At 67.9% G+C, this 17,798-nt stretch carries 19 protein-coding genes; 10 read left to right on the forward strand and 9 right to left on the reverse strand.

All coding sequences use genetic code 11. The features are described from left to right. Position 1: 1 nt before the first annotated feature. From trbE to LHA26_RS09380, 8 genes are read left to right on the forward strand one after another with little or no spacing between them, the layout of a single operon-like run. A complete protein-coding gene (gene trbE / locus LHA26_RS09345) occupies positions 2 to 2,476 on the forward strand; it encodes a conjugal transfer protein TrbE (RefSeq protein WP_252165358.1) in 2,475 nt (824 codons plus the stop codon). Beyond that, entirely contained in the window at positions 2,473 to 3,231 is a 759-nt protein-coding gene (gene trbJ, locus LHA26_RS09350) for a P-type conjugative transfer protein TrbJ (protein WP_252165359.1), read from the forward strand. Before trbE ends, trbJ begins: the two co-directional genes overlap by 4 nt. 11 nt (positions 3,232 to 3,242) lie before the next feature. Then, positions 3,243 to 3,515, forward strand: coding sequence for a putative entry exclusion protein TrbK-alt (gene trbK-alt / locus LHA26_RS09355; RefSeq protein WP_252165360.1), 273 nt, complete (start codon positions 3,243 to 3,245; stop codon positions 3,513 to 3,515). Between the two features lies 1 nt (position 3,516). After that, positions 3,517 to 4,830: a P-type conjugative transfer protein TrbL gene (gene trbL, locus LHA26_RS09360; protein WP_252165361.1), complete on the forward strand. Its 1,314-nt coding sequence runs from the start codon at positions 3,517 to 3,519 to the stop codon at positions 4,828 to 4,830. A 2-nt stretch (positions 4,831 to 4,832) separates the two neighbouring features. After that, positions 4,833 to 5,522 carry a conjugal transfer protein TrbF gene (gene trbF / locus LHA26_RS09365; protein WP_252165362.1) on the forward strand — a complete coding sequence of 230 codons (690 nt, stop codon included), beginning with the start codon at positions 4,833 to 4,835 and terminating at the stop codon, positions 5,520 to 5,522. Next, positions 5,519 to 6,544: a P-type conjugative transfer protein TrbG gene (trbG, locus tag LHA26_RS09370; RefSeq protein ID WP_252165363.1), complete on the forward strand. Its 1,026-nt coding sequence runs from the start codon at positions 5,519 to 5,521 to the stop codon at positions 6,542 to 6,544. The genes trbF and trbG overlap by 4 nt, the downstream gene beginning before the upstream one ends. Next, complete coding sequence (locus LHA26_RS09375) at positions 6,541 to 7,806, forward strand: TraB/TrbI/VirB10 family type IV secretion system protein (RefSeq protein WP_437441199.1); 1,266 nt, start codon at positions 6,541 to 6,543, stop codon at positions 7,804 to 7,806. Before trbG ends, LHA26_RS09375 begins: the two co-directional genes overlap by 4 nt. Before the next feature lie 4 nt (positions 7,807 to 7,810). Continuing rightward, positions 7,811 to 8,038, forward strand: coding sequence for a DUF2274 domain-containing protein (locus tag LHA26_RS09380; protein ID WP_252165364.1), 228 nt, complete (start codon positions 7,811 to 7,813; stop codon positions 8,036 to 8,038). On the opposite strand, the gene LHA26_RS09385 is transcribed toward LHA26_RS09380, so the two are convergent. The 3 genes from LHA26_RS09385 to LHA26_RS09395 form a co-directional block, all read right to left on the reverse strand. Further along, positions 7,983 to 8,963, reverse strand: a complete 981-nt coding sequence (locus LHA26_RS09385; protein WP_252165365.1) for a LysR family transcriptional regulator — start codon at positions 8,961 to 8,963, stop codon at positions 7,983 to 7,985. The genes LHA26_RS09380 and LHA26_RS09385 overlap by 56 nt on opposite strands. A 184-nt stretch (positions 8,964 to 9,147) precedes the next feature. Continuing rightward, positions 9,148 to 10,074: an AEC family transporter gene (locus LHA26_RS09390; RefSeq protein ID WP_252165366.1), complete on the reverse strand. Its 927-nt coding sequence runs from the start codon at positions 10,072 to 10,074 to the stop codon at positions 9,148 to 9,150. Next, positions 10,071 to 10,961 carry an NAD(P)-dependent oxidoreductase gene (locus LHA26_RS09395; protein ID WP_252165367.1) on the reverse strand — a complete coding sequence of 297 codons (891 nt, stop codon included), beginning with the start codon at positions 10,959 to 10,961 and terminating at the stop codon, positions 10,071 to 10,073. The genes LHA26_RS09390 and LHA26_RS09395 overlap by 4 nt, the downstream gene beginning before the upstream one ends. 92 nt (positions 10,962 to 11,053) lie before the next feature. Here LHA26_RS09395 and LHA26_RS09400 point away from each other — a divergent pair, with 92 nt between their 5' ends. Continuing rightward, positions 11,054 to 11,968, forward strand: a complete 915-nt coding sequence (locus LHA26_RS09400) for a LysR family transcriptional regulator (RefSeq protein WP_252165368.1) — start codon at positions 11,054 to 11,056, stop codon at positions 11,966 to 11,968. Here the strand turns inward: LHA26_RS09400 and LHA26_RS09405 are convergent. The 5 genes from LHA26_RS09405 to LHA26_RS09425 form a co-directional block, all read right to left on the reverse strand. After that, positions 11,944 to 13,107: an enolase C-terminal domain-like protein gene (locus tag LHA26_RS09405; protein WP_252165369.1), complete on the reverse strand. Its 1,164-nt coding sequence runs from the start codon at positions 13,105 to 13,107 to the stop codon at positions 11,944 to 11,946. The genes LHA26_RS09400 and LHA26_RS09405 overlap by 25 nt on opposite strands. Positions 13,108 to 13,207: 100 nt before the next feature. Beyond that, positions 13,208 to 13,663: a universal stress protein gene (locus LHA26_RS09410; RefSeq protein WP_252165370.1), complete on the reverse strand. Its 456-nt coding sequence runs from the start codon at positions 13,661 to 13,663 to the stop codon at positions 13,208 to 13,210. Continuing rightward, the gene (locus LHA26_RS09415) at positions 13,653 to 14,126 is read right to left on the reverse strand and encodes a hypothetical protein (protein WP_252165371.1); all 474 of its coding nucleotides are present in this window, start codon (positions 14,124 to 14,126) and stop codon (positions 13,653 to 13,655) included. The genes LHA26_RS09410 and LHA26_RS09415 overlap by 11 nt, the downstream gene beginning before the upstream one ends. Then, positions 14,123 to 15,688 (reverse strand): efflux transporter outer membrane subunit, encoded by a 1,566-nt coding sequence (locus LHA26_RS09420; protein ID WP_252165372.1) that lies wholly within the window; start codon positions 15,686 to 15,688, stop codon positions 14,123 to 14,125. The genes LHA26_RS09415 and LHA26_RS09420 overlap by 4 nt, the downstream gene beginning before the upstream one ends. Beyond that, complete coding sequence (locus tag LHA26_RS09425) at positions 15,685 to 16,650, reverse strand: HlyD family secretion protein (RefSeq protein WP_302897961.1); 966 nt, start codon at positions 16,648 to 16,650, stop codon at positions 15,685 to 15,687. Before LHA26_RS09425 ends, LHA26_RS09420 begins: the two co-directional genes overlap by 4 nt. Between LHA26_RS09425 and LHA26_RS09430 the strand changes: the two genes are divergently transcribed. Further along, a protein-coding gene (locus LHA26_RS09430) for an IS630 family transposase (RefSeq protein ID WP_437441200.1) occupies positions 16,641 to 17,587 on the forward strand; the annotation gives its coding sequence in 2 pieces (ribosomal slippage) (positions 16,641 to 16,986 and positions 16,986 to 17,587; 948 coding nt in all). The genes LHA26_RS09425 and LHA26_RS09430 overlap by 10 nt on opposite strands. Here LHA26_RS09430 and LHA26_RS09435 read toward each other — a convergent pair. Beyond that, positions 17,580 to 17,786 (reverse strand): hypothetical protein, encoded by a 207-nt coding sequence (locus LHA26_RS09435; RefSeq protein ID WP_252165375.1) that lies wholly within the window; start codon positions 17,784 to 17,786, stop codon positions 17,580 to 17,582. The two genes, LHA26_RS09430 and LHA26_RS09435, sit on opposite strands and share 8 nt — an antisense overlap. Between the last annotated feature and the right edge of the window lie 12 nt (positions 17,787 to 17,798).

Raw genomic sequence — 17,798 nt, forward strand, 5'->3', positions numbered from 1 at the left:
CATGATGCACCTCGCCGAGTATCGCAGCCGTGCCGCCCGGCTCGCCGACTTCCTGCCCTGGGCGGCGCTCGTCGGCGAGGGTGTCGTCCTCAACAAGGACGGCTCGCTCCAGCGCACCGCGCGCTTTCGCGGTCCCGACCTCGACAGCGCCGTCGCGGCCGAGCTGGTCGCCGTCGCCGGCCGCCTCAACAACGCCTTCCGTCGCCTCGGCTCGGGCTGGGCGATCTTCGTGGAGGCGCAGCGCCATCCCGCCGGCCGCTATCCGGACAGCCGCTTCCCCGATCCGGCCTCCGCGCTGGTCGATGCCGAGCGCCGTGCTGCGTTCGAAGAGGCCGGGGCGCATTACGAGTCGAGCTACTTCCTCACCATGCTGTTCCTGCCGCCGGCCGAGACCGCGACGCGCTCAGAAGCCTGGCTCTACGAGAACCGCGCCGACAGTCAGTCGCGCCCACGCGAGATGCTCGCCGGCTTCGTCGACCGCACCAACCGGCTGCTCCAGCTCGTGGAGGGCTTCATGCCCGCCTGCCGCTGGCTCGACGATGCCGAGACGCTCACCTACCTCCACGCCTGCGTCTCGACCAAGCGGCATCGCGTCCGCGTGCCCGAGACGCCGATGCATCTCGACGCGCTCGTCGCCGACCAGCCGCTCACTGGCGGGTTGGCGCCGATGCTGGGCGACCGGCACATGCGCGTCCTCACCGTCACCGGCTTCCCGACTGCGACGACGCCCGGGCTGCTCGACGAGCTGAACCGGCTCGCCTTCCCGTACCGCTGGTCGACCCGCGCCATCCTGCTCGACAAGACCGACGCGACCAAGCTGCTGACCAAGATCCGGCGGCAGTGGTTCGCCAAGCGCAAGAGCGTTGCGGCCATCCTCAAGGAGGTGATGACCAACGAGGCGAGCGCGCTGGTCGACACCGACGCTTCGAACAAGGCCAACGACGCCGACATGGCGCTGCAGGAACTCGGCATGGACTATGCCGGCGTCGCCTATGTCACCGCGACGCTGACGGTGTGGGATGACGACCCGCGCATCGCCGACGAGAAGCTGCGGCTCGCCGAGAAGGTGATCCAGGGCCGCGACTTCACCTGCATGGTGGAGACGATCAACGCGGTCGATGCCTGGCTGGGCTCGCTGCCGGGGCACGCCTACGCCAACGTCCGCCAGCCGCCGGTCTCGACGCTGAACCTCGCCCACATGATCCCGCTCTCGGCGGTGTGGGCCGGGCCGGAGCGCGACGAGCACTTCGACGCCCCGCCGCTGCTGTACGGCCGCACCGAAGGCTCGACGCCGTTCCGGCTGTCGCTCCATGTCGGCGACGTCGGCCATACGCTCGTCGTCGGCCCGACCGGCGCGGGCAAGTCGGTGCTGCTGGCGCTGATGGCCCTCCAGTTCCGCCGCTACGCCCGCGCGCAGGTGTTCGCCTTCGACTTCGGCGGCTCGATCCGCGCCGCGGCGCTGGCGATGGGGGGCGACTGGCATGATCTCGGCGGCAACGACGACATCAAGGACGCCATCGACCAGGCGCTAGCGCCACTAGACCCAACATACGACGGCGTCGCGCTCCAGCCGCTCGCCCGCGTCCATGACGTGCCGGAGCGCGCCTGGGCCGCCGACTGGCTCGTCGCGATCCTGATCCGCGAGGGGGTGCCGATCACGCCCGACGTGCGCGAGCACCTCTGGACGGCGCTGACATCGCTTAGCACCGCTCCGGTCGAGGAGCGCACGATCACCGGCCTCGCCGTGCTCCTGCAGTCGAACGACTTGAAGCAGGCGTTGCGGCCCTACTGCGTCGGCGGCGCCTACGGCCGGCTGCTCGACGCCGAGCACGAGCATCTTGGGCTCGGCACGGTCCAGGCGTTCGAGACCGAGGGGCTGATCGGCACCGGCGCGGCGCCGGCCGTGCTCGCCTACCTGTTCCACCGCATTGAGGACCGGCTCGACGGATCGCCGACCCTCATCATCGTCGACGAGGGCTGGCTGGCGCTCGACGACGAGGGCTTCGCCGGCCAGCTCCGCGAGTGGCTGAAGACGCTGCGCAAGAAGAACGCCAGCGTGATCTTCGCCACGCAGTCGCTCAGCGACATCGACGGCAGCGCCATCGCGCCCGCGATCATCGAGAGCTGCCAGACCCGGCTGCTGCTCCCCAACGAGCGCGCGATCGAGCCGCAAATCACCGCCATCTATCGGCGCTTCGGCCTCAACGACCGCCAGATGGAGATCCTCGCGCGGGCGACGCCGAAGCGCGACTACTACTGCCAGTCTCGCCGCGGCAACCGGCTGTTCGAGCTGGGTCTCGGCGAAGTGGCGTTGGCGCTCTGCGCCGCATCCTCCCGCACCGACCAGCAGACCATCGCCACCATCGTGGCGGAGCATGGCCGCGACGGCTTCCTCGCCTCCTGGCTGCGCCATCGCGGCGCCGGCTGGGCTGCCGACCTCGTCCCCGACCTCACCAACCTGGAGACCTGTCCATGATTCCGCGCCGTTCCCGCGCGGCGCGGCTTGCTGCCGCGCTGCTCATCGCTCCCGTGCTGGTCGCGCCGATGCTCGCGACGCCGGCACAGGCCATCATCGTATTTGATCCGTCCAACTACGCGCAGAACGTCCTTCAGGCCGCCCGCGCGCTTCAGCAGATCAACCAACAGATCACGTCGCTCCAGAACCAGTCGCAGATGCTGATGAACCAGGCCCGCAACCTCGCGAGCCTGCCTTACTCCTCTCTCCAGCAGCTCCAGCAGTCGGTCAGCCGCACCCAGCAGCTTCTCTCCCAGGCGCAGACCATCGCCTACGACGTGCGCTCGATCGATCAGGCTTTCCAACAGAAGTACGGCAGCGTCTCGCTCTCGGCGACCGACGCGCAGCTCGTCGCCGACGCCCGTTCGCGCTGGCAGACGACGGTCGGCGGCTTGCAGGATGCGATGCGCGTGCAGGCCGGGGTCGTCGGCAACATCGACACCAACCGAGCGGAGATGGCGAGCTTGGTCACCCGCTCGCAGGCGGCGACCGGCGCCTTGCAGGCGACGCAGGCCGGCAACCAGCTCCTCGCGCTCCAGGCGCAGCAGCTCGCCGACCTCACCGCCGTCGTCGCCGCCAACGGCCGCGCGCAGGCGCTGCACGACGCCGAACAGGCGACCGCCGCCGAGCAGGGCCGCGAGCAGCGCCGCCGCTTCCTGACGCCGGGCACGGGCTACCAGCCCGGCAACGCGCAGATGTTCTACGGCCGCAACTGAGGGCGCTTGTCATGGAGGGCAAGACGCTCGCGCGCATCGGCGCCATCGTGTTCGTCGCCGTCGCGATCACCGCGACGGCGGTGGAGATGACCCGGAAGGAGGAGGCGCCAGTCGCGGCCGTGGCCGTCGCGGCAGCTCCGGCCGCAGCCGATCCGCTGCGCGCCGACCTCGCCCGCTGCCAGCTTCTCGGCGAAGCGGCCGAGCACGATCCGGCCTGCCTGCGAACCTGGGCGGAGAACCGCGCCCGCTTCCTCGGTGCGGGTCGCCCGGCGGGGGACCGCTGACATGGGCGGCACCGGCGTCATCGACCATTTCCTCGAAGTCTTCACCCGCTACATCGACGGCGGTTTCGGCCTGCTGCGCGGCGAAGTCGCCTTCATCGCCACCACGCTGATCGTCATCGACGTGACGCTCGCCGCCCTGTTCTGGTCGTGGGGCGCCGACGACGACATCATCGCCCGCCTCGTCAAGAAGACGCTGTTCGTCGGCGTCTTCGCCTGGATCATCGGCAACTGGAACAACCTGGCGAAGATCGTCTTCGACTCGTTCGCCGGTCTCGGCCTGAAGGCGTCCGGCACCGGCTTCACCGCTGCCGACCTGCTCCGCCCCGGCAAGGTGGCACAGACCGGGCTCGACGCCGGCCGGCCGCTGCTCGACTCGATCTCCTCGCTGATGGGCTGGGTGTCGTTCTTCGAGAACTTCATCCAGATCGCCTGCCTCTTGTTTGCCTGGGCGCTCATCCTGCTCGCCTTCTTCATCCTGGCGATCCAGCTGTTCGTCACGCTGATCGAGTTCAAGCTGACGACGCTCGCCGGCTTCGTGCTGATCCCCTTTGGCCTGTTCGGCAAGTCCGCCTTCATGGCCGAGCGCGTCCTGGGCAACGTCGTCTCGTCCGGCATCAAGGTGCTGGTGCTCGCCGTCATCGTCGGCATCGGCTCGACGCTGTTCGGCGAGTTCACCCGCGGCTTCAACGGCGTCTCGCCGACCATCGACGACGCCATGGCGATCGTGCTCGCCGCCTTATCGCTGCTCGGCCTCGGCATCTTCGGCCCCGGCATCGCCAGCGGTCTCGTCTCCGGCGGCCCACAGCTCGGCGCGGGCGCGGCGATCGGCACCGGGCTCGCCGCCGGCGGCATGGTCGCGGCGGGTGCGGCTGCCGTCGGTGGTGTCGCCTCGGGAGGTGCGGCACTGGCGAGCGCGGCCGGCGCGACGGCGCGCGGCGGCGCGGCGCTCGCGGGCGGAGCCTCCGCCGCCTATAGCGCCGGCGCTGCGGGCGTCGCGTCCGGTCTCGGCAACGTCGCGAGCACCGGCGCCTCGAAGGTCGGCAGCGCGATCGTCAGCCCGCTCCGCCGTGCCGCCGCCTCCCTGGGCGAGAGCTTCGACGCCGGGCGGCAGGCCGTGAGCGGTGAGGCAGCGACCGCAGATGGTGCGTCCACGCCGCCGGCACCGTCCGCAGCCGTTGGCGACCCGCCCGCCTGGGCCAGGCGCATGCAGCGCGGCCAGAAGGCGTCGCACGGCGTCCAGGCCGCCGCCCATGCCGTGAAGGCCGGCGACGCCCATGGCGGTGGCGCTTCCGTCGATCTCGACCAAGGGGAGTGACCATGATCCCGTTCCGACGACCCGCCGCCCATTACGGCAAGAGCCCCGAGCCGGTGACGCCCTACCAGCGCGCCGCCCAGGCCTGGGACGACCGCATCGGTTCGGCCCGCGTCCAGGCGAGGAACTGGCGGCTGATGGCCTTCGGCTCGCTCGCGCTCTCCGCCGGCCTCGCCGGCGGCCTGATCTGGCAGTCCGCCAACGGCTCGATCGTGCCCTGGGTGGTGCAGGTCGACAAGCTTGGGGCCGCGCAGGCCATCGCCCCGGCCGTACCGGACTATCGTCCGACCGATCCGCAGGTCGCCTTCTACCTGGCGCGCTTCATCGAGCAGGTGCGCGCAGTACCGGCCGATCCGATCGTGCTGCGGCAGAACTGGCTGCGCGCCTACGACCTCGCCTCCGACAAGGGCGCGCTGGCGCTGTCGGATTACGCCCGTGCCAACGATCCGTTCGCCCGCGTCGGCAAGGTGCAGGTGTCGGTGGAGGTGTCGAGCGTGATCCGCGCCTCGCCGGACTCGTTCCGCATCGCCTGGACCGAGCGCCGCTACCAGGACGGCGCGCTCGCCGCCACCGAGCGCTGGTCGGCGATCCTCACCGTCGCGGTGCAGACCCCGCGCGACGCCGACACGCTCAGGAAGAACCCGCTCGGCCTCTACGTCACCGCCATCGACTGGTCCAAGGAGCTCGGCCAATGATCCCACCGTCCCGTCACCATGGGAGGCCGGGTCGCCGGCTTCCCGCCGTTCCCATCCTGGTGCTCTGCACGTCCGCGCTTGCCGGCTGCGCCCATTTCGAGAAGCCGCCCGAGATCGCCTATGACGATGCCGCGCCCGCGACGCTGAAGGTCGATCCGCCCGCGCCCGTCACCGTGGTCGAGCTGCCCAAGCCCCTACCGCTGCCCGGCCAGTTGAAGCCGGTGGAGCGGAGCCGGCCGACCCCGGAGGCCGCAGATCCGACCGCGCGCGTGGCGCTCGCCAACGCCGCCGCGCGCATGCAGCCGGTCCGGAACGGCTTCATCAACGCGGTGCAGGTCTATCCCTTCATAGCCGGCGCGCTGTACCAGCTCTATGCGGCGCCGGGCTCGATCACCGACATCGCCCTCCAGCCCGGCGAGCAGCTCGTCGGCTCCGGGCCTGTCGCGGCTGGCGACACGGTGCGCTGGATCATCGGCGACACCGAGAGCGGCACTGGCGCAACCAAGCAGGTCCACATCCTCGTCAAGCCGACGCGGCCGGAGCTGACGACCAACCTCGTCATCAACACCGATCGGCGCACCTACCATATGGAACTGCGCGCCACCGAGCGGACCTACATGGCCTCGGTCTCCTGGTCCTATCCGCAGGACCAGCTCATCGTGCTGCGGCGGCAGAACGCCGAGGCCGTGGCGGCGCAACCGGTGGCGTCGGGCGTCGATCTCGGCAGCCTCAACTTCCGCTATGCCATCACCGGCGACAGTGCGCCTTGGCGGCCGCTGCGCGCCTTCGACGACGGGCGGCAGGTGTTCATCGAGTTCCCACGCGGCATTGCGCAGGGCGAGATGCCGCCGCTGTTCGTGGTCGGGCCGGAGGGCGACACCTCCGAACTGGTCAACTATCGCGTGCGCGGCAACTACATGATCGTCGACCGGCTGTTCGCCGCCGCCGAGCTACGGTTCGGCTCGGCCAAGAACCAGCAGCGCGTGCGCATCGTGCGCACCGACGGGCGGCCGAACTCATGAGCGCCGACGACATCCGGAACGAGGAGGCGGAGCCGGCCGCCGCGGCAAGCGACGAGGCCCGACCGCTGACCGGCGAGCCGGCCGCGGCCATGCGGTTGCGCGCCGAGCCGCCGCGGGTGACCCGTCTGTCGCGCAAGGTGCTGGCGGGCCTCGGGCTGGCCGCCGGCCTCGGCGTCGGCGGCGCGCTCGTCTACGGGCTCCAAAGCCAGCATGGCGGCAAGGCATCGGAGGAACTGCTCGCGACGGGCAACCGCAACACACCCGACGGGCTGAACGCGCTGCCGAAGGATTACACCGGCGTGCCGAAGCTCGGACCGCCGCTGCCGGGCGATCTCGGCCGGCCGATCCTCAGCGCGCAGAACGGTGGCCAGCCTGTAGCGACGCCCGCCATCGGATCGCCGGGGCGGTCGACTGCGCCTGATCCAGAGGACGAGCGCCGGCGTCAGTACGCGGAGCGACGCCGGCAGGAGCTGGAGGCGGCCCGCACCGCCAAGCTGTTTGCCGGCACCGAGGCACGACTGGCGGACAACGCCGCTCCGTCTCCGGCCGCTCCCACCGCGCCAGCACAGCTTGACCTCGCTGGCCTCGGCCTCGCGCCGCAACCGGCGACGCCTTCGGCGCAGCAGCGCCAGCAGGCCTTCCTTGACCAGGCGCCCGACAAGCGCACGGTCTCTCCCGATCGCGTCGCCGCGCCGGCCTCGCCGAACGTGCTCCAGGCCGGCGCCGTTATCCCCGCAGCGCTCATCACCGGCATCCGCTCCGACCTGCCGGGGCAGGTCACCGCCCAGGTGACCGAGAACGTCTATGACAGCCCCACGGGGCGCATCCTGCTCGTGCCGCAGGGCACGCGCGTCGTCGGACAGTACGACAACGGCGTCGGCTTCGGGCAGCGTCGGGTGCTGCTGGTCTGGATGCGTCTGATCTTCCCCAACGGTCGCTCGATCGTGCTGGAACGCCAGCCTGGCGCCGACGCCGAAGGCTATGCCGGTCTGGAGGACGGTGTCGACCATCATTGGTGGGATCTGGCGAAGGCCGCCGGCCTCTCCACGCTGCTGTCGGTCGGCGCACAGGCCGGCACGTCGGGCCAGGACAGCGACCTCGTGCGCGCGCTGCGACAGGGCGCGTCTGACGGCATCAGCCAGACCGGGCGACAAGTAGTCGGTCGCCAACTCGACATCGCGCCGACGTTGACCATCCGTCCTGGCTTTCCGGTCCGCGTGCTGGTCACTCGCGATCTCGTCCTCGAACCGTATAGGGGTTGATATTATGGTGAAGCTGAAGCTCGGGCCGATCGTCGACGACAAGCCCGTAAAGATCACGCTGGAGCTACCCGCCGGCCTGCACCGCGACCTGATCGCTTATGCCGAGGTGCTCGCCCGCGACAGCGAACAACCCGCCGCCGACCCACCGCGGCTGATCGCGCCCATGCTGGAGCGGTTCATGGCGACGGATCGAGCGTTTGCGAAAGCTCGCCGGACAACGCAGAAACAGTAGACGCAATAGGCGATCTGCCGGCTTTCACGATCTTGCGTCTGACCCGCGCCATGCTGAGTAGCCGACGTAACGCAGGATTGTCATTCTTCTGCGACCACACGGCGCTGAACGGCAACTGCTCGCCTGCAATCGGTCGATAAACGAGCCCTGAGAAGTAGGTCGATGTCGTCGCTTCGCTGGTGAGCGTGAGCCCGCGCCCGATCGCCACCAACGATAGTAGGTTGTCGCGCCCGACATTTTGCCTGTCGATCTCCGGATATCGTCCCAGATCGGAAATGCGGGTGATCAGGAAGTCGTGGATCTCGCGGCCTGGTGCCTGCTCACTTATAATGAAAGTCTCCCCAACCAATTGCGGCCAGGTGAGCGACGGATACATGGCGAGGTGGTGGTTCGTCGGCAGCACAGCGAAAATTTGTTCAGACCATAGATGCATGGTCTCACATCCGGCTTGCTGCGAGGTCCCAGCGACGAAGGCAACGTCGAGTTGGTGTAGACGCACAGCCGCGATGTGTTCGGTCGGATGGCCATCGCTAAAAGCGACATGCACACCTGTCCTGTCCGCGTCGAAGGCTTGAAACAATTCGCAAAGAAAACCTGAGGCAAGGGAGGAGAAGATGCCGACACGAATGCGCCCACTCTCGCTTCGTCCGATTGCGCTGACGTCTTCAACACCATCGCCGAGGTGTTTCATCGCCGCACGAGCCTGGGGAAGGAATTTCTGGCCTGCCAGAGTGAGATGAACCCCGCCATTGTGACGCCGGAAGAGCGATGCACCCAACTGATCTTCCAAATCTCGGATGCGGCGGCTGACCGATGACTCTTGCACGGCGAGCGCCAGACTGGCCTTTCGAAAGCTTCCGTATTCGGCAGCCGCGAGAAAATAACGAAGATGGCGAAGCTCTATATTTGTAGGGAGCTTTGCCATACGCGCTCACGTCGGCATGTTTGCTTTCCGCCTGCCGGCCACACCGAATTTCTGAAAAAGAACTTAGCTTCGTGACAAGGATAAGATGCGAACAATAATCCAATTGAATTGATGGCATAATCGATAATGGAACTCGCCCATAGGCTATATTCACCGGTGCAAGCTTGGGATGGGAACATCGGTCTTATCGGCCAAGCACAAGCGATGCGACGAGCGGCACCGTAACGATACCGATCATCGTCGAAAGCACGATCCCCGCGGACGTCTGGTCGGCATCGTCAGTGTAGCGCTGCGCCAGGACGAAGTTGCTGCCGGCGGAAGGCAAGGCGGCCATCAGCGCGCCCGCGCTCGACCAGAACGGGTCCATTCCCAAGCCCAATGCCAGCACGCACCAGACCGTCGCTGGATAGAGCGCGAGCTTGACGCCGGCGATGACCACCGCGACCCAGACGAGCGTCCGGTCGATGCGCAGAACGGCAAGCGTGCCTCCAACCGCGAAAAGCGCGGTCGGCGCGGCCGATGCACCCAGAAGGGCGAGGAAGTCGTCCAAGGCCTTCGGCAGCGGCAATCGGGCCGCGGCCATCCCGGTGCCGAGAAGAATCGAGACGATGACCGGATTGCCGATCGTGCTCCTGGCGAGGAGCGTCCCGAGGCGGCGGTCGCCGGCTCCCGCTATCAGGACCGCGCCGATCGACATCACGATCATCACCTCGGACACGATCGCCATCGCGAGCGGGCCCGTGCCGCGCGTCCCGAGAAAGGCGACGACGATCGGCGGTCCGAGAAAGCCGAGATTGCCGACGCTCGCGGTGGTGGCGCGGGCGCTCGCGCGTGCCGCTCCGACCCGTCGGGCTTTGCGGAACACGGCGAAGGTGAGCGCGAACACGAGACACCCGCTTGCGAGATAGCCGATGAAGAAGGCCGGCTCGAACAGGGCGGCGAGCGGTTCGCGCGCGATCAGGTGTAGCACCAGGGCAGGAAGGGCGAAGCGGAACGAGAAGCCGCCGAGGACGTCGAGCGCCGAGGGCGGAGTCACCCCGGCGGCGGTCGCCATCCACCCCACCGCGACCATGCCGAAGATCGGCAGGCAGAGGAGCAGGAAGTCGCTCACGACGCAATCGCCGTCCGCTCCTCGATCGCCCGAACGACGGCGACCATGTCGTCTTCGCCCAACCCCAGCGCCTCCGTCTCGCCGTAGAGCGCGAGGCAGACGTTCATCAGCGGCGAGGCGATGGCGGCGTCGCGGGCGGCCTCGACCACGAGGCGGCTGTTCTTCAGGACATCGGAGATTCCGGCCTGGCGCGCGAAATCCCGGTGCATCAGCTTCGGCGCCTTGATGCGCGAGACGTCGCTGGCCATCGGCCCGGCGTCGAGGATGGCGACGAAGTGCTCCGGGTCGAGGCCATGCCGCGCGGCGAAGTGCGCCGCTTCCGCGAGGCCGGTGACGAGGGTGATCAGGAAGACGTTGACGGCAAGCTTCATCCGGAGAGCGCCGGGCACGGCGCCGCATTCGAAGATTTGCCGGCACAGTGGTGCGAGCAGAAGGCGGACCACGGCGAGATCGTCGGCATCCCCTGCCAGCAGGCCGACGAGTTGCCCGGCCTCGGCCGGCTTGCGCGAGCCTGAGACGGGTGCTTCCACGTACCGCCCGCCGACGGCGCGGATGTCCGCGGCGAGATCGCGCGAGTAGCCGGGCGGCATCGTGCCCATGGCCACGACCCGGCGGCCGGTAACCCGACCGGAAAAGTCGGCGGTGCCGCGACCGAGGACGGCGTCCGTCGCGGCCTCGTCCGCAAGCATCAGGATGACGGTGTCGCACCGGTCGAGGACATGGGCGGCAGCGTCGGCGACGAGCGCTCCGGCTCGCGCCAAAGGTTCGCATCGCGCCGCCGACCGGTTCCACACGACGAGCGGGATGCCGGACCGGATCAGGTTGAGTGCCATCGGCGCGCCCATGGTGCCGAGACCGATGAAGCCGATCGCCTGCGATGTCGCCATGGGAAAGCTCCTGCTGTCCGGGCGAGCCTATCCATCAAGCGCGCTTTCGAATATCGCATATGTCGGAAATCACGCTTTAGGAAATCGGATACATGCGACCGAGCTTCGATCTCGAAGGGCTGCGCGCCATGGTCGTAGGCATCGACCTCGGCAGCTTCGCACGCGCGGCCGTTCAGCTCGGCCGGTCGCAATCGGCGGTCAGTATGCAGTTGAAGCGCCTGGAAGAGCAGGCGGGCCATCCTCTTTTCCAGCGTAGCGGGCGCGGGCTGGTCCCGACCGAAGCGGGCGAAGCTCTTCTCGCCTACGCGCGTCGGCTCGTGACCCTGCACGACGAAGCCGGAGCGGCGCTCGGTGCTGCCAAGCCGCCCCCGACCATCCGGCTGGGCTTACCACAGGACTTCTTCGAGGATGTCATGCCCGATGCCCTCGCGGCATTCTCGCAGATCCGCCCGAACACGCATGTGGCTGTTCGGGCGGGCCGCAACTACGCCCTGGAGGAAGAGGTCAAGGCCGGACGGCTCGATGTTGCGCTCGCTTTCGCTGAACCGGGCCGTGCCGCAACCGGGGAACTCCTGGCCGTCTTGCCGATGCACTGGTTTGGCCACGAGGACGCTATCGAGCTGCTTCGCGCGGACCTCGGCGGGCTACCGCTCGTCCTGTTCGATCATCCTTGTCTGTTCCGGCAAGCCGCACTGAAGTCCCTGGATGACGCCAGGATCTCGTGGCGGTTGTCGCTCACAACCCCCAGCCTGCCCGGTGTCTGGGCGGCGCTTCGGTTTGGCCTCGGCGTCACCGTTCGCACCGCCCACGCTGTACCGACAGAGATGCCCAGGCTGGATGGTCTCCTGCCACGCCTGCCTACGCTCGAGTTGCGGATGTTGGTACAGGCCAAGCCCTCCGGCACAGCGGGAGATCTGATCGACATCTTGAAGACCGCCGCTGGACGGCGACTCGCTGACATTGCCACCGCTCCGGCCGAGCGTCATGCGTCCTCGCGCACATGCTGAAATTCCTGCCACGCCTCGGCGTGCATCTCGAAACCGATGCCGGCCGCCTCGGGCAATCCGACGAGGCCATCGACGATCCCCATACCGGGCGACGTGCCGCGGAAGGGCTTGAACGCGAATGGGTTGATCTCCGCCCCGCCAAGACCGAGAGCTGCCGCGACATGCAAGCCGAACAGATGGCCGCCATGCGGCCAGAAGGCGGATCGCGGCCATCCACGCCCCGTCAAGTCTGCAACGATGTCGATGTAGTGCGTCAAGCCATAGCAATGCACGGGATCGAACAGCAGGATGTCCCGCTCTCCCCTCAGACCGCCGTAGGTGTCGAGCAGTCTCGCCTCGGCCTTTGAGAACAAAGCTTCGCCCGCCGCGATCGGCCCCGGGTAGGTCGACGACACATGCGATAGGGTCTCGAAGTCCAGCGGGTCGCAAACATCCTCGAACCACCACAGGTCGAGCGGTGCAAGAGCCTGTGCGGCTTGGATTGCGCCTTCCGAGCCGTAGGAGTTCATCGCATCAACTGCAAGGAACGACGGACTCGCCAGCTGCGCTGCTGCAGCCTCGATGCGTCGCAGATCGTGTGCAAGGTTCGCATTACCGATCTTGATCTTGGCATGCATGAAGCCGAGATCTCTGAATTGACGGATTTCGTCTGAAAGGCGAGCCAGATCGTTATGCGGATACTGATACCCGCCGCCGGCGTATACGCGCACGCGTGAAGGATGCGGAGCTCGGCCAAGCCGCGCCGAGAGGTATCGGTGCAGCGGTTGATCCGCGATCTTCGCGGCGGCATCCCAGATCGCCATATCGAGCGTGCCCACGGCCACGCAGCGCTCGCCATGACCCCCGGGCTTCTCTCCCCGCATCATCGCCGACCACGCCCGCATGGGATCCAGGTCCCCGTCGGGGTCGCCGGCAAGCGTTTCGGCAGCGATGAGACGCGGGGCGAAACGCTCTCGAATCAGGCCACCTTGGCCGAACCGTCCCACCGAAGCGAAGCCGTACCCGACAACGGGCCGACCGCCTCGCAGGACGTTGGTCGTGACGGCGACCAGACTGGTGGTGAGCCCACCTGATGGAATAGCCGGATCGGCGTAGCGGGAAACGGTGATCGTGTGCTCCCGGACATCGACGACGCGCATGTTTCGATCCTTCTTCCGGAGCGCCGCTCCCTCATCAAGTGGGGCATGACGACGAAAACGGCTGATGTAGTCGTCTCCGCGTGCCTGCCCTCCTGAGCGATCACCTGTTCGCGGGCACGACCACGACAGGGACCGCCGCTTGCTCGAGCAGCATATGGCAGATGGAGCGTTCGGTGATCTTACCGAGCCATGATAAATGACGATGCCCGATGATGATCGCGTCGCATCCGTGGGTAGCGGTCGCGTGCAGGATTGCGGCGACTGGCATGCCCTCGGCAACCGAGCCGTCGGCATCAATCCCGACCGAACGCAACTCCGCTACCTGCCGTCGCACAAGATCGTCCGCGCTCTCGCTCTCCAGGGCGGCAGCGGGATAGTCGATCTCGTCCGCGCGGCTCGGTCGTTCGCCATCGGGCTCTTCGATGAAATAGGCCGGGTCGATGGCACAGAAGATATGCAGCGCGGCACCGCATGACTTCGCAAGATCAGCGGCGAGGGCGGCCACGTTCCCCGTCAAGACGGACCCATCGATGCCGACGAGCATCCTACCGAACATGACCGGCCTTCATTCCCCGCTCGGTCCCATTCGGCGCGGACCCATCCGTTTCCTCGTTCCGGCCGAACAGCAGCTCCCAACCGCGATTGACGGCCTCATCCTTGGTCGCGCACGCCTTGATCGGCACGCCGAACGCCCTTTGCGCGCCGAGCGACTGCGCCCGAAGGGCCGCTCGCTTTCCTTCGTCGGCTTCGACCCATATGACCGCCGTACATAGAGTCGATAGCCGCGCCTTATTGGCCTTCATCCAGATGCCGCGCAGCTTGAAATCCTCATGCTCCTCTGTGTGCTGCGCTTGGGAATAGAGCAGCACGAAGGCGGTCGAGCCCGAGATGAGCTGCTCCATCTCGCGTATCCAGTCCGCCCCGTAGCCAGGGCGGACGGCGCCGGGGCGGACCTCGACGATCGGAAATCGCGTGACGTCGTGGATCCGGAACTGGCGTACGTCGGGAACGTCGATCATGATCCTGTGCCTTTGCTATTGCTCGTGTTGCCGGGCAGCCGGGTGTCCGGGAATGTGGTTTCCCAGCCGCCGCCGAGCGCCTTCAGGAGCGCGATCAGATTGCCGGCAGCCTGGCCGCTGCTCGTTGCCAGACCGCTTTCCGCCTCCAGCAGGGCTCGTTGAATCGTGAGGACGTTGAGGAAGTCGGTCGCGCCCTCGGTATAGCGACGCTGGGCGACAGCGAGAGCAATCCGGTTCTGGCGGACCGCTTCGGCGAGTCGATCACGCCGCCGCTGTTCGGCGTCATAAGCGGTGAAGGCGTCGTCGATCTCGTACCATGCCTTGAGCACGGTCTGCTGAAACAGAATCGCGGCTTCCTGTTGCTCGGCGGTGCGGAGCGCCAGCGTGCCCTTAAGCCTACCCCCCTCGAAGAAGGGCAGCGAGATGGACGGACCGACGACGAACTGGTGCGACGCCCAGCTCCCGAGGTTGGAGAGCGCCAGCGACTGCGTGCCGAAGCTGCCGGTCAGCGAGATGCTCGGGAAGAAATCGGCCTTGGCGACGCCGATCGAGGCGGTCGCACGATGCAGCTCGGCCTCGGCACGCCGGATATCGGGTCGCCGCCGCGCGAGGTCCGATGGCAGACCGACGGGAACGCGAGCCGGCAAGATGGGCATATCGCTCGCTTTCGCCAACTCGCCGGCAAGGGCGCCGGGCTGCTCCGCCAACAGGAGGCCGAGCGCGTTCATCAGGGCGTCGCGCCGCGCTTCGAGCGTCGGCACCTGCGCGTCGACGGTCGCGACCTGTGCCTCGGCATCGGCGACGTCCAGGTTGGTGGTGACGCCCTGAATCAACCGCAATCGGGTCAGCTTGACGCTGTCGCGGGCGACATCGCGATTATGCCGGGTGATCGCCAGTAGTGTCTGGGTTGCCCGCAAGTCGATATAGTCGCGTGCCAATTCCGCCTGTGCGGAAAGCAGCAGGGCGCGCCGATCCTCGAGCGACTCCTGAAGGCTCGCGTCAGCGGCTTCGATGCTGCGCCGCGTTCGGCCCCAGAGATCCAGCTCCCATGAGGCGTCGAGACCGGCCTGGAAGAGATCGTAGGGTGGCGATCCGTCCGCCCCGGGCAGGCTCGCCACACCGAACGGCGTGGTCCCGGCCGCCGACTGAGGCTGCGAGGCGGCCGGTCTGGTTCCCATCAAGGACAGGATACCATTCGAGCTGGCCCGCTCGCGGTAGTAAGAGCCGGCAGCGCCGGCGCTGGGATATTCGCGCGCGCCCGCGATGCGCCGTTGCGCCCGGCTCTGAAGCAGCCGCGCGGTCGCGGCTTTGAGGCCGAGGTTGGCCTCGGACAGTCGCCCTTCGAGCGAGGTCAGCACAGGATCGCGGAACAGCGTCCACCAGTCGGTCACGATCGGTGATGCGGCCGGCCGGCTCGGCGCGGTGGTGGTGTCGACCCGGAAGAAAGCGGTCGGCGTCGCCACCACGGGGCGCTCGAAGTCCGGCCCGACGGTGCATCCGGCGAGAAGCGCCGCCGCCGAGGCGAGCGGCGCGCAAACGCGCAGGGGAGAAGCTTTGCTCACCGCTGCACCGTCCGGCTCAGGGCTGCGCCACCCTTGGCGGTGACATCCACCGTCGGGACAACGGACAGCCCGACATGGAGGCGCGCCGCTTCGGGCTGTCCCGGATCGATGGTGAGCTTGACGGGCAGGCGCTGCACGACCTTGGTGAAATTGCCCGTGGCGTTATCCGGCGCGATCGGTGCCAGGGCGAGGCCCGTGACCGGGGCGAGGCTGTCGACATGCGCCTTGAGCGTCAAGCCCGGGAGGCTGTCGACGCGGATGGTGGACGGTTGGCCGAGCCGCATGTCGGCGAGCTGGTTCTCCTGGAAGTTCGCGACGACATAGACCTTGGCCAGCGGGACGACCGCGAGAAGCGGCGTGCCCGCGGCGACGAACGCGCCGACCCGGACGGTGCGCTGGCCGACAATGCCATCGACCGGCGCGCGGATTTCACTATAGCTCAGATTGAGCTTGGCCTGATCCAAAGCGGCCTGCGCGCGCGCTCGCGCGCCGACCGCTTTGGCCCGCCCGGCCTCCAGCACACCGATCTGCTGGCGCACGGCGGCCAGCGCCGAACGGTCATGATCGGTTGCGGCGAGCTTTTCGGCGAGCGTGCTGTCCGCCTGCTGTCGTTCTTGGGTCGTACCGGCGCCGCCCGTCGATAGGTTGCGATACCGCACCGCATTGGCCTGCGCGAAGGTGGCGGCGGCACCGTCGGCCCGTAACGTCGCTTCGGCTTGCGCGACCAGTGCGGGATGCCGTGCGATTTCCGCATCGAAATTGGCGATGTCCGCTTCGGCGACCGTGACGTCCGCCTGCGCGCTGGCCAGAGCGGCGCGATAATCGCGATCGTCGATCCGCGCCAGGAGCTGACCGGCCGTCACCGGCTGATTGTCGTCGACTAGACCACTTTGATGTTGCGCGGACTCGCGTGATCTGATTCGACGCTGCTGTTGGAGCAGCGAGGGATGAGATGGCCGCACCGTTATCGCAGGACCTGCGTCGCCGCCTGGTGCAGGCGGTTGAGGCGGGCAGTTCGGCCCGCGAGGCGGCGCGACGCTTTGCCGTGAGCGAGTCTGCGGCCATCAAGCTGGTCCGACGGGTGCGCGAGACCGGTAGCACGGCACCGGCGCGGATCGGCGGCTACCGCAAACCGCTGCTGACCGGACACGAGGACCTGTTGCGGGAGCTGGTGGCGGCCAAGGGCACCATCACCCTGGCCGAGATCAAAGCCGGGCTCGCCGAGCGCGGCATCGAGGCGGGTTGCCTGACCACGATCTGGTCGACGCTGCGCCGGCTCGGATTGTCGCACAAAAAAACAGCCTGAGGGCGGCCGAGCAGGACCGGGCGGACGTGGCCGAGCATCGCCGCATGTGGCGCGTGTGGCAGCGCTTCATGGACCCGGAGCGGTTCGTGTTTCTGGACGAAACCGGCGCCAGCACGAACATGGTGCGCCGCTATGGCTGGGCGCCGCGGAGCAGGCGACTGGTTACGGCCGCGCCGCACGGGCACTGGCGCACCACGACGTTCGTGGCAGGTCTGCGCAGCACCGGGCTGGTGGCGCCGCTGGTGCTGGACGGGCCGATGAACGGCTCCGCATTCCTGGCCTACGTCGAGCAGTTCCTCGCACCCACACTCAGGCGCGGCGACGTGGTGGTCATGGACAACCTGGGCGCCCACAAGGTGGCGGGTGTCGCCGAAGCCATCAGGGCTGTCGGTGCCAGCGTCCTCTACCTGCCGCCCTACTCGCCCGACCTGAACCCGATCGAGCAGGCATTCTCCAAGCTCAAGACCCTGCTCCGGGCTGCCGCGGCCCGCACCAAGGAGGGACTCTGGACCACCATCGGCCAACTCCTCGAACGCTTCGGCCCAGACGAGTGCCGCAACTACCTCGCCAACTCAGGGTATGAGTTCACGTAAAGCGGAAATGGTCTAGAAGCTCCGCGATCTGGCCCGCCACACGCGGTGCGACCAGGGTGGCGTCCGCACGCACATAGGCGTCATCCGTGGACACTTTGCCGGCGGGCCAGGCGAGATGCGCGCCGCCGACCGCCGTGCCGGCAAGCACGATGGCAGTGGTGGCGATAAGGGCATGCTTGCGGGTCTGGCGGTAGGCCATGCGCGGGTGCTT

The sequence above is a fragment of the Sphingomonas morindae genome (assembly GCF_023822065.1).
Lineage (GTDB): Bacteria > Pseudomonadota > Alphaproteobacteria > Sphingomonadales > Sphingomonadaceae > Solisphingomonas > Solisphingomonas morindae.